A 12,057-nucleotide genomic window follows, 5' to 3' on the forward strand; every position below is an offset into this window, starting at 1 on the left:
ATGACGCTAAAACAACTGATGGTCATCACTGCCGTCCTGACCCTGAGCGGTTGCGCGGCCAAGCCTGGCGAATGCGATGCGACCAATCGCGACAGCAGCATGCTGGCCAAGATGAATTGCGACTACTCCGGTGGTTACAGCGATCAGGTCAAGCAGAATGAACAGGCCCTGAGCGAGTCCCGGCAGCAAAACGCAATGTTCCGTCAGGTGTACGAGAACATTCAGGCCCAACAACTCAGCACCAAAACCGATCTGGCCAGCCAGCAGAAATCCCAGGTGGCGCTGAATCAGTCGCTGACGCAACTGCTGAACTCGCTCAAGGCCCGGCGTGGCAATGAAGCCCAGGTGCAGAAGCAGATTGCCGACCTCGAGCGGCAGCTCAAGGCTTCGCAAGCGGCGCCAACGACCAAATCAACGCCCGCAACGCTGGCGGCCAAGCAGCAAGAGCTGAAGACGTTGCAGAAGAAGGTCAATCAGCTGCAATTCAGCCTCGGCTACGAAGAGTAACTTTTCACCCCGCAGGGCATCCCGACGGATGCCTGCACTTTTTCAGGAATCGTCGTCATGCAGCGGGTCATCAGGGATGCGCAAGCCACATCGGAGGGGATGAGTGCGCTGCAAGCCAAAGTCGCCCTCATCCAGAAACACTTTCCGCCGACCGTCGCCAGTCTGTTTGCTATCCCGCGGATGGGCAGCGGTGACGTGCTGGAATGGTGGACCGAACTGGGTGGCCAACCCACGCCCTATGCCGACCTCAACGAGGACGCGCAACGACGTTTGCTGGAAACCTATGAAGTGCGTCAGACGTCCCTCGGACAGCTGGCGGATGAACTGCAAAAACGCGGTCAACCGACGGTAGCGGATGATCTACGCAGCCTGCTCGGCACGCCTGAGCTGGACAAACTCTACAGCCTCAACGGTGAGCCATTGGTGGTGCGCTGGAACCAGCGTCCGCCCAAACCGATCGTGCCTCCGGTAGTTCCGATGGTGCCGGTGGTACCGCCGTCGCGTCGTGGCTGGTGGATCGCGGCGGCCTTGCTTGCGCTGCTGTTGCTGCTTCTGGCGCTGTGGCTCTGGTGGTTCCTGCACCGTGAACCGGTTGTCGTGGTTCCGCCTGTAGCGCCAGCGCCGCCGGTGGTGACGCCGGTTGAGAAACCGGTTGAGAAACCAATCGAGCCTGTCCCCGAGCCTGTCGTGGAACCGGAACCTGTTCCGGCACCGGAACCCACACCAGAACCGGTACCGGAGCCCAAGCCGGTCCCGCCACCAAAGCCGGCACCGGAACCCAAGCCGATCCCGCCACCTAAACCAGTTCCACCACCAAAACCGGTAGTGGCTGCCCCACCTCCACCTCCAGCCCCGCCACCGGCCCCGACGCTGGACAACTTCGCATGCCGTAAAAATGCGCCGCCCGCAGAGGTCCCGCAATTCGTGGTGGTGCTCGACACCTCGGGTTCGATGAACCTGAACATCAAGTCAGTGAAAGCCGACGAGGACTGGTTTTACGGTGGTGGTGACCTCAACAAGCTCCTGGACCCGAATCGCTACATGCGGCTCACCGCCAAACCCAGCCGCATGGACGTCGCCAAGGACTCGCTGGCCGGCATGATCAACGGGCTGGACCCGAAGATCGACACACGCCTGATCACCTTCGCCGGCTGCGAAAGAACGCCGGACCGGGGTGTGTTCAAGCTCGGCGATCGCCCGCGGCTGATCAACGGGATTCGAGGTCTGGTTCCCGACGACGGCACACCGCTGGCGGACAGCCTGGCCCGCGCGGCGAGTACCGTCGACGGGCGTAATAACGATGCGGTTATCGTGATGTTTGTCGACGGTGAAGACGGTTGCGGACAGGACGTTTGCGCGGTATCCCGTCGAATCGCCAGGGAACAACCGCGGCTGCGGGTCAATGTGGTGAAAATCGGTGTTGGCGGCACGTCACGCTGCATCGCTGAAAACACCGGTGGCCGGGTTTACAACAGCACCAATGCGGCTGAACTGGGCAGCCTGTTGAAACAGGCGAGCAAGGAAGTGTCCAGCAGTGCCAAGTGCGACTAGCTTGGGGACTGATCCGGAATTGAGGTGAGCCCATTCGCGAGCAGGCTCGCTCCCACACTGGATTTGTGATCGACACAAACCCTGTGGGAGCGAGACCGGCTTGCCGGCGATGGCTATCTCAGAGGCGCCTCAACGAAACCGGTCAGCCTCATGCCGCAAGTCCGCCGCCAGGCTTTCCACAGAGTCAGCGCAGGTGCTCGACCGCCGGTAACTCCATGGCCCGAACCTCACCCAAGAGGAAATCGCTGAGGCGGCGCAAACGTTCACCTCCGGGGCGGGTTTTCGGCCAGACCAGGTAATAATTCTCACCGCTGGCGACCGCCGTCGGCCACGGCAAACTCAGGCGTCCCTGCGCAACATCCTCCGCCACCATCAACAAATCGCCCATGGACACGCCATAGCCTCGGGCGGCGGCGATCATGCCCAGTTCCAGCGTGTCGAACACCTGGCCGCCCTTGAGCGAGACCTGATCGGTCAGGCCCATGCGTTCCAGCCAACTGCGCCAGTCGCGACGGTCGGGCGTTGGGTGCAGCAGTTCAGTGCTGGCCAGGCGCGCGACGTCCCAAGGCTGATCTTTCAGAAGATTCGGCGCGCCCACGGGAATCAGCTCTTCTGGAAATAACAAAGTAGCCTCCCAGTCCGGCGGGAAATGCCCGTTGCTGAGGATCACGGCGCAATCGAACGGTTCCTGATTGAAGTCCACCGAGTCGATGTCCATCCAGGCGCTGGTCAGCTGCACTTCATTGCCCGGTTGCAGGTGCCGAAAACGGCTGAGCCGCGCCAGCAACCAGCGCATGGTCAAGGTCGACGGGGCTTTCATGCGCAGGATGTCGTCTTCGGCGCGCAAGGTATTGCAGGCGCGCTCCAGGGCAGAGAAACCGTCACGAATGCCCGGCAGGATCAACCGCGCCGACTCGGTGAGTTGCAAATTGCGCCCGCTGCGGTGAAACAGCCGACAGGCGAAATGCTCTTCGAGCGTACGAATGTGTCGACTGACCGCGCTCTGAGTGATCGACAGCTCTTCGGCGGCGCGGGTAAACGAGCTATGCCGTGCCGCCGCTTCAAATGCGCGCAAGGCATATAAGGGAGGAAGACGACGAGACATGAGGAAAGCTCCTATAGCGCAATCCGGCTACCGTACCAGAAACTCCCCAGCATGAGTCTGACTCATGCTACCCATCCTTTTTATCCCTTTGTGCAAACCCCGTGAAGCGCCGAGAATCGACGCTTTCCTGTTCTCTTTGATAATCGAGCGTGATGACCATGAAGCATCCAGCGCGTATTGAACTCTGGGCCATTCTGCGGCTGGCGGGGCCGTTGATTGCCTCGCAGTTGGCGCACATGCTGATGGTTCTCACCGACACCTTGATGATGGCGCGCCTGAGTCCCGAAGCATTGGCCGGCGGCGGCCTGGGTGCGGCGACTTACTCGTTCGTGTCGATTTTCTGCATTGGCGTCATCGCCGCCGTCGGCACTTTGGTGGCGATCCGTCAGGGCGCGGGCGACATCGTTGGCGCGGCGCGACTGACCCAGGCCGGATTGTGGCTGGCGTGGTTGATGGCGCTGGTGGCCGGGTTGCTGCTATGGAACCTCAAACCGGTGTTGCTGCTGCTCGGCCAGACGGAAAGCAACGTCCACGCGGCCGGGCAGTTTCTGCTGATCCTGCCGTTCGCCCTGCCCGGTTACCTGAGTTTCATGGCCTTGCGGGGTTTCACCAGCGCCATTGGCCGCGCAACACCGGTCATGGTGATCAGCCTCGGCGGTACGGTGGCCAACTTCCTGCTCAACTATGCGTTGATCACCGGGATGTTCGGCCTGCCGAAAATGGGTCTGGTCGGCATCGGGCTGGTGACGGCGATTGTCGCCAACCTGATGGCGGTCGCGCTGGCGCTGCACATTCGTCGGCATCCGGCGTATGACGCGTATCCCTTGCGCCAGGGACTGTCGCGGCCAAACCGCCAGTACTTGAAAGAACTGTGGCGTCTTGGCCTGCCGATTGGTGGCACGTACGCGGTGGAAGTCGGGCTGTTTGCGTTCGCCGCGCTGTGCATGGGCACCATGGGCAGCACGCAGTTGGCGGCGCACCAGATCGCCCTGCAAATCGTATCGGTCGCGTTCATGATTCCGGCGGGGCTTTCTTACGCGATCACGATGCGGATCGGCCAGCACTATGGCGCCGGGCAATTGCTCGATGCGCGACTGGCCGGACGGGTCGGCATTGCCTTCGGCGCAGCGGCGATGCTGGGTTTTGCGATGGTCTTCTGGCTGCTGCCAAATCAGTTGATCGGCCTGTTCCTGGACCACAACGATCCAGCGTTTCGCCCCGTCATTGAACTGGCGGTGAGCCTGCTGGCGGTGGCGGCCTGGTTCGAACTGTTCGACGGTACACAAACCATTGCCATGGGCTGCATACGCGGGCTCAAGGATGCCAAGACCACGTTCCTGGTCGGTTTGGGTTGCTATTGGCTGATTGGCGCACCGGCCGCGTGGTGGATGGCCTTCCATTTGCACTGGGGGCCGACGGGCGTCTGGTGGGGGTTGGCGCTGGGGTTGGCGTGTGCGGCGGTGAGTCTGACGCTGGCGTTTGAATGGAAGATGAAGCGGATGATTCGGCAGGAGCCTCAATCTCAAGGTTTCAAGATCCCCCAGCCTGACTGAGATCCATGTAGGAGCGAGCTTTTGTGGCGAGGGGGCTTGCCCCCGTTCGGCTGCGAAGCAGTCGCAAAGCTTTTGGGGCCGCTGCGCGACCCAACGGGGGCAAGCCCCCTCGCCACAAAAGCTCGCTCCTACAGTTTTGTGCGTGTTTACACTACAACTTCCAGTGCGGGCTGCTGGCTGCTGCCGAAGGTCAGGTATTCCACCAGATCTGCCAACGGCAATGGCTTGCTGATCAGATACCCCTGCACCTGATCGCAGCCAAACCCGCGCAACAAATCCAGTTGTTCCGCTGTTTCCACCCCTTCAGCAACGACCTCAAGATTGAGGTTGTGCGCCAGGTTGATCATCGCGTGGACCAGCTTGCGATTCTCTTCACGTTCTTCCATGCCGCCGACAAAGCTCTTGTCGACCTTGAGCAAGGCGATCGGCAGGCTGTTGAGGTGCACGAAGGAAGAGAACCCGGTGCCGAAGTCATCCAGCGAGAAACGCACGCCCAGGCGTCCGAGGGCGTCCATGGTTTGCTTGACCAGATCGCTGCGGCGCATCACGGCGGTTTCGGTCAGTTCGAATTCCAGCCACTGCGCTTCGACGCCGCGTTCGGCAATCAGCCGGCTCAAGGTGGAGAGCAACTGGCTGTCCTGAAACTGCCGGAATGACAGGTTGATCGCCATGTGCAACGCCGGCAAACCCTGTTCGCGCAAGGCCTGCATGTCCCGCAACGCCCGGGAAATCACCCAGTAACCCAGCGGCACGATCAAACCGCTTTGCTCGGCCAGCGGTACGAATTCGCTCGGTGGCAGCAAACCGCGCTCGGCATGACGCCAGCGCACCAACGCTTCGAGGCCAACGATCTGGCCGTCAGCAAGGTTCAGGCGGGGCTGGTAATGCAGTTCCAGTTCGTCACGGCGCAAGGCCCGGCGCAGCTCGCTTTCAAGGTCGGCCATGCTGCGGGCGTTGCGGTTGATGCGTTCGTTGAAGATGTGAAAGGTGCAGCCTTGGGTGCTCTTGGCTTGCTGCATGGCGATGTGCGCGTGCCACATCAGCGGGTCGGCGCCGGCCCGGGCCCGGGCGTGGGCAATGCCCAGGCTGGAACCGATCAACAGGCTTTCGCCGTCGACCCAGTACGGTTCGGCCAGTGCTTCGGTAATGCGCTCGGCCATCCACTCGGCGCGCTGAGGCGCACGGCGGGTGTCGATCAGCAAGGCGAATTCATCACTGCCCAGGCGCGCCAGTTGATCGCCGGCCTCAAGCTGGCTTTTCAACCGCGCGACCACTTGCAGGATCAAGCGGTCGCCGGCCTGATGTCCGAGGGCATCGTTGGCGTGACGGAAGTTGTCGAGATCAAGGTGACCGAGGGCCAGGCCGCGGCCATCGCTTTCCGCCAGACGCGCTGCCAGCAAAGTCTGAAAACCCTGGCGGTTGGCGATACCGGTCAACGGATCTTGCTCCGCCAGGCGCTGCAAGGTGTTTTCCAGCAGGCCTCGCTCACGCACATGCCGCAGGCAACGGCGCAGCATGCCGGCATCGAGCAGATCACGCACCAGCCAATCACTCACACCATCGGGCGTCACCGGTGGCTCGTGTTCGACCAACAACACCGTCGGCAAGCTGCAACGGCCAGGTAGCGGCTGAAGTGCAGGAACAGTCAACAACACCGCGTTGCGGTTGTCATCGAACAAATTGCTGACCGACTCCCAGCTCGGCGCACTGATAAGCACGGCCGAGCTCCCCATCGGAGCCAGACACTCACGCAACAACGCTACCCACGCTGGCTCTTCGGCCAGTAGCAGCAAACGCAAGGGTTCGACAGGCGTAGACAAGCTAGCTCCCTAGACTCTGCAAGGATGTAGGCGACAGGCATTATGCCGCGCCGGTAACCAATGTCCAAATGACATCAGTTATCAAGCGCGGCTTTGTGTCTGGAATCTGAACATTAGCCGCACATTCACCGCGCATCCTGCTTGAAAGTATCAAAACCGGCAATTAGAGAAAGCGTGTTACGTCACAAGTCGGACAGAGCAGCACAATTCGCTGAGCCTGTTAAAATGCCCGCCCTTTTCACAAATGACTCCCTGAATTCTGTATGTCCCGACTCAATCCCCGGCAGCAAGAAGCCGTGAGCTACGTCGGCGGCCCTCTTTTGGTGCTCGCCGGCGCAGGCTCCGGCAAGACCAGTGTGATCACGCGCAAGATCGCGCACCTGATCCAGAATTGCGGCATCCGCGCCCAGTACATTGTCGCCATGACCTTTACCAACAAGGCCGCGCGCGAAATGAAGGAACGGGTCGGCACCCTGCTCAAAGGCGGCGAAGGCCGTGGCCTGACGGTGTGCACCTTCCACAATCTGGGCCTGAACATCATCCGCAAGGAACACGTGCGGCTGGGCTACAAGCCGGGCTTCTCGATCTTTGACGAGACCGACGTCAAAGCCTTGATGACCGACATCATGCAGAAGGAATACGCGGGCGACGACGGCGTCGACGAGATCAAGAACATGATCGGCTCGTGGAAAAACGACCTGATCCTGCCCGCCGAAGCCCTGGAAAATGCGCGAAACCCCAAGGAACAGACCGCCGCCATCGTCTACACCCACTACCAGCGCACGCTCAAGGCGTTTAACGCGGTGGACTTCGACGACCTGATCCTGCTCCCGGTCAAGCTGTTCCAGGAACACGCCGACATCCTCGAAAAGTGGCAGAACAAAGTCCGCTACCTGCTGGTGGACGAATACCAGGACACCAACGCCAGCCAGTATTTGCTGGTGAAATTGCTGATCGGCATACGCAACCAGTTCACCGTGGTCGGCGACGATGACCAGTCGATCTACGCCTGGCGCGGTGCGCGTCCGGAAAACCTGATGCTGTTGAAGGACGACTATCCATCGCTGAAAGTCGTCATGCTGGAGCAAAACTACCGCTCCACCAGCCGCATCCTGCGCTGCGCCAACGTGCTGATCTCGAACAACCCGCACGAATTCGAAAAGCAGCTGTGGAGTGAGATGGGCCACGGCGACGAGATCCGCGTGATCCGCTGCCGCAACGAAGACGCCGAAGCCGAGCGCGTGGCCGTGGAACTGCTGACCCTGCATTTGCGCACGGACCGGCCGTACAGCGATTTCGCGATCCTGTATCGCGGTAACTACCAGGCCAAGCTGATCGAGCTGAAGCTGCAACATCACCAGATTCCGTATCGCCTGTCCGGCGGCAACAGCTTTTTCGGGCGTCAGGAAGTGAAAGACCTGATGGCCTACTTCCGCCTGATCGTGAACCCGGACGACGACAACGCCTTCCTGCGGGTGATCAACGTTCCACGCCGGGAAATCGGCTCGACCACCCTGGAAAAGCTCGGCAACTACGCCACCGAACGCAAAATCTCGATGTACGCCGCCACCGACGAAATCGGCCTGGGCGAGCATCTGGACACGCGCTTCACCGATCGCCTGTCGCGTTTCAAACGCTTCATGGACAAGGTGCGCGAGCAATGCGCCGGCGAAGACCCGATCTCGGCGCTGCGCAGCATGGTCATGGACATCGACTACGAGAACTGGCTGCGCACCAACAGCTCCAGCGACAAGGCGGCTGATTACCGCATGGGTAACGTCTGGTTCCTGATCGAGGCGTTGAAAAACACCCTGGAGAAAGACGAAGAAGGCGAGATGACCGTCGAAGACGCCATCGGCAAACTCGTGCTGCGCGACATGCTGGAACGTCAGCAGGAAGAGGAAGACGGCGCCGAAGGTGTGCAGATGATGACGCTGCACGCCTCCAAGGGTCTGGAATTCCCCTACGTGTTCATCATGGGCATGGAAGAGGAAATCCTCCCGCACCGTTCCAGCATCGAAGCCGACACCATCGAGGAAGAACGCCGCCTGGCCTACGTCGGGATTACCCGCGCTCGCCAGACCCTTGCCTTCACCTTCGCTGCCAAGCGCAAACAGTACGGCGAAATCATCGACTGCGCGCCAAGCCGCTTCCTGGATGAGCTGCCGCCGGACGATCTGGCCTGGGAAGGCAACGACGACACCCCCGTCGAAGTCAAAGCCGTTCGCGGAAATACCGCATTGGCGGATATACGCGCGATGTTAAAGCGCTAGAATTGCACACTTTTTAATCAAAGCATTTTTAACCGAACACTTTTTGACAAACTCGGCGCACATGGCGCCAGTAGAGGAACGCTTCATGGAAGCACTGCACCAGAAAATTCGCGAACAAGGCATCGTGCTTTCCGATCAGGTCCTGAAGGTAGACGCCTTTTTGAACCACCAGATCGACCCGGCCCTGATGAAGCTGATCGGCGACGAATTCGCCGCGCTGTTCAAGGACTCGGGCATCACCAAGATCGTCACCATCGAAGCCTCGGGCATCGCCCCGGCGATCATGACCGGTCTGAACCTCGGCGTGCCGGTGATCTTCGCCCGCAAGCAACAGTCCCTGACCCTGACTGAAAACCTGCTGTCGGCGACCGTGTACTCGTTCACCAAGAAGACCGAAAGCACCGTGGCGATTTCCCCGCGCCACCTGACCAGCAGCGACCGCGTGCTGATCATCGATGACTTTTTGGCCAACGGTAAGGCGTCGCAAGCGCTGATCTCGATCATCAAACAGGCCGGCGCGACCGTGGCCGGTTTGGGGATCGTGATCGAGAAGTCGTTCCAGGGTGGGCGGGCGGAACTGGATGCGCAGGGTTATCGCGTTGAATCGTTGGCTCGCGTGCAATCGCTGGCTAACGGCGTCGTGACCTTCATCGAGTAACCCCCCCTGTAGGAGCTGGCTTGCCAGCGAAGCCGGTGTAACAGCCACATTAATGTTGGATGTAACGGCCTCTTCGCTGGCAAGCCAGCTCCTACAATGGGTCTGGTGGCTGTTATAGCGTGGTGGCTTTTAGGCCGGTGAGCAGTAGCCGCTGCAACAAATCTTCCTTCAACCCGTCCGGGTTGGTCAGCTGCATCCGCTCCAAATGCTCTGGAAACACCGAAGCCTCTGGCGCATCCAGTGCTGCTTTCCCCAACTCCAGAATCTCCGTCAGTTTGAATTTGCTCTTCAGCCAGTTCAGCGCCCGCAACACGTCGCGTTCCACCTCAGTGAAATCACAGCCCAGCGGATATTCCGGAAACAGGTTCGGGTGCCGCGCCTGAATCGCCTGTAAACGTTCCGGACTGTTATCGGCGAAACGTGGATCGATGCGGAAATCCTTCGGCAGCTTACCCACACTCTGTGCCTGCTCGATCAACCCCGGCTGAAACCGCGAATCGCTGATATTGAGCAACGCCTCGATCACCGCCGCATCGGTCTTGCCACGCAAGTCGGCGATGCCGTATTCGGTGACCACAATGTCCCGCAGATGCCTTGGGATCGTACAGTGGCCGTACTCCCAGACGATGTTCGAGCTGACCTGCCCTCCCGACTCTCGCCAACTGCGCAGCAGCAGTACCGAACGCGCACCCTCTAGCGCATGGCCCTGGGCGACGAAGTTGTATTGCCCGCCCACGCCGCTGAGCACTCGCCCGTCTTCCAGCTGATCGGCCACGCCAGCGCCGAGCAGGGTCATGGTGAACACGGTGTTGATAAAGCGCGCATCGAGGCGCTGCAAGCGTTTTAGCTCTTCCTGACCGTACAGCTCGTTGATGTAGCTGATGCGGGTCATGTTGAATTCGAGGCGCTTGCTTTGCGGCAGCTCACGCAGGCGCTCGTAGAAACTGCGGGGGCCGAGGAAGAAACCACCGTGGACCGAGATGCCGTCAGTTTGCGTGGCTTCGTCGAGGGTGCCGGCATTCGCCTGTTGCTGAGTCGGCACATCCGGGTAAACCTTGCGCCGCACAATCCCGTCATCGGCCAGCACCAGCAAGCCGTTGACGAACATTTCACTGCAACCGTACAGGCCTTTGGCGAACGGTTCGAGGCCGCCTTCGCGGTCAATCAACTGCGCCCACTGGCTGAGATTCACGTCCGCCAGCAACGCCTTGTATCCGACATTGTCGTGTTGCCGCGCCAGCAACGCGGCGGTCAGCGCATCGCCTATGGAACCGATGCCGATCTGCAAGGTGCCGCCATCGCGCACCAGCGCACTGGCGTGCAGGCCGATGAAGTGGTCCTGGAAGCCCACCGGCATGTTCGGCGTGGAAAACAGCGTGGTGCTGTCCTTCTCGTCGATCAGCAAGTCGAAGGTGTCGATGCCGATTTCGGCGTCGCCGGACATGTAGGGCAAGTCGTTGTGCACCTGGCCCACCAGCAGGATCGTCTCCCCCGCCGCTCGGCGTTTGGCGATCATCGGGAACAGGTCGAGGGTGATGTCCGGGTTGCAGCTCAGGCTTAGTCGATCCGCGTGCTCGGGATGGCTGGCCACCAGCTGTGCGACCAGGTTCAAACCGGCGGCGTTGATGTCCCGCGCGGCGTGGCTGTAGTTGCTGCTGACGTAATCCTGCTGGGCCGATGCACTATGCAGCAGACTGCCCGGCTGCATGAAAAATTGCTGGATGTGAATGTTCGGCGGCAGATTGTCTTTATGCAGGCCCTCCAGAAAATCCAGTTCCGGATAGTCACCGAACACCCGTTCGATAAAGGGCTCAAGAAAGCGCTTCTGCAAACCATCGCCCAAGGCAGGACGGCCTAGGCACAGCGCGGTGTAGATCGTCAGCCGCCGTTCAGGCGATTGCGCAATGCGCTGGTACAGCGCGTTGACGAAGTGGTTGGGTTTGCCCAGACCAAGGGGCAAGCCCATGTGAATGTGCGCCGGCAACCGTGCCAATACGTCATCCACCGCCTGCTCGATAGAACACAGCTGCACCATCTGATCCTCCCTTACATTCCGTGATTCGGGTTGGACCGAGCTTGCCGGGTCTTTGCTGCAATGAACAGTCTCAGGCACAAATCGCAGGCACAAAAAAACCGCTCGAAAGCGGTTTTTTCGCTGGAGATGTGGGCTTATTTCAGGCCGGACATCTTCTGGATGGCGCCTTTGAGCTCGGCGTCCGCGCAATCGGCGCAGGTGCCTTTTGGCGGCATTGCATTGAGGCCGGAGATCGCCTTTGCGAGCAGGCCGTCAACACCGCCTTCCTTCTTGGCACGCTCGCCCCACGCTGCGGCGTCACCGATTTTCGGTGCGCCCAACAGGCCGCTGCCGTGGCAAGCGTTGCAATGTTTAGCAATCACTTCGTCCGGGGTTTTGGCACCGCCACCACCGCCAGCAGAGGCGGCAACTTCCATCCCCTTGCACTCTTTGCCCTGAACGCAAACCTGGCCGACTGGCTCAAGGCGTTTGGCAATATCGTCGTTCGTCGCAGCTTGAGCGCTGACAGCCCAAAGGGCCAATACAGTTGCTGGTACAGCCAGCATTTTCATAATT

General features: G+C 60.4%; 9 protein-coding genes. 5 read left to right on the forward strand and 4 right to left on the reverse strand.

The features are described 5' to 3' along the window. Complete coding sequence (locus ACWGZX_RS13405; protein ID WP_452628638.1) at positions 1–507, forward strand: hypothetical protein; 507 nt, start codon at positions 1–3, stop codon at positions 505–507. A 57-nt stretch (positions 508–564) separates the two neighbouring features. Further along, entirely contained in the window at positions 565–2,058 is a 1,494-nt protein-coding gene (locus ACWGZX_RS13410; RefSeq protein ID WP_452628639.1) for a vWA domain-containing protein, read from the forward strand. Positions 2,059–2,242: 184 nt separating this feature from the next. Here the strand turns inward: ACWGZX_RS13410 and ACWGZX_RS13415 are convergent, their stop codons facing one another. After that, entirely contained in the window at positions 2,243–3,163 is a 921-nt protein-coding gene (locus ACWGZX_RS13415) for a LysR substrate-binding domain-containing protein (protein ID WP_452628640.1), read from the reverse strand. A gap of 158 nt (positions 3,164–3,321) precedes the next feature. On the opposite strand from ACWGZX_RS13415, the gene ACWGZX_RS13420 reads away from it, so the two are divergent. Continuing rightward, entirely contained in the window at positions 3,322–4,716 is a 1,395-nt protein-coding gene (locus ACWGZX_RS13420; RefSeq protein WP_452628641.1) for a NorM family multidrug efflux MATE transporter, read from the forward strand. A gap of 146 nt (positions 4,717–4,862) precedes the next feature. On the opposite strand, the gene ACWGZX_RS13425 is transcribed toward ACWGZX_RS13420, so the two are convergent. Beyond that, positions 4,863–6,536 (reverse strand): putative bifunctional diguanylate cyclase/phosphodiesterase, encoded by a 1,674-nt coding sequence (locus tag ACWGZX_RS13425; RefSeq protein ID WP_452628642.1) that lies wholly within the window; start codon positions 6,534–6,536, stop codon positions 4,863–4,865. Positions 6,537–6,799: 263 nt separating this feature from the next. Between ACWGZX_RS13425 and rep the strand changes: the two genes are divergently transcribed. Together rep and ACWGZX_RS13435 are read left to right on the forward strand one after the other, a co-directional pair. After that, the gene (gene rep / locus ACWGZX_RS13430) at positions 6,800–8,809 is read left to right on the forward strand and encodes a DNA helicase Rep (protein ID WP_452628643.1); all 2,010 of its coding nucleotides are present in this window, start codon (positions 6,800–6,802) and stop codon (positions 8,807–8,809) included. A gap of 85 nt (positions 8,810–8,894) precedes the next feature. Further along, a complete protein-coding gene (locus ACWGZX_RS13435; RefSeq protein WP_452628644.1) occupies positions 8,895–9,467 on the forward strand; it encodes a xanthine phosphoribosyltransferase in 573 nt (190 codons plus the stop codon). 112 nt (positions 9,468–9,579) lie between these two features. On the opposite strand, the gene ACWGZX_RS13440 is transcribed toward ACWGZX_RS13435, so the two are convergent. After that, positions 9,580–11,502, reverse strand: a complete 1,923-nt coding sequence (locus ACWGZX_RS13440) for an acetyl-CoA hydrolase/transferase C-terminal domain-containing protein (RefSeq protein WP_452628645.1) — start codon at positions 11,500–11,502, stop codon at positions 9,580–9,582. Between the two features lie 134 nt (positions 11,503–11,636). After that, positions 11,637–12,053, reverse strand: coding sequence for a c-type cytochrome (locus ACWGZX_RS13445; RefSeq protein ID WP_223521383.1), 417 nt, complete (start codon positions 12,051–12,053; stop codon positions 11,637–11,639). Positions 12,054–12,057 lie beyond the last annotated feature (4 nt).

The sequence above is a fragment of the Pseudomonas sp. CLCA07 genome, assembly GCF_053615335.1.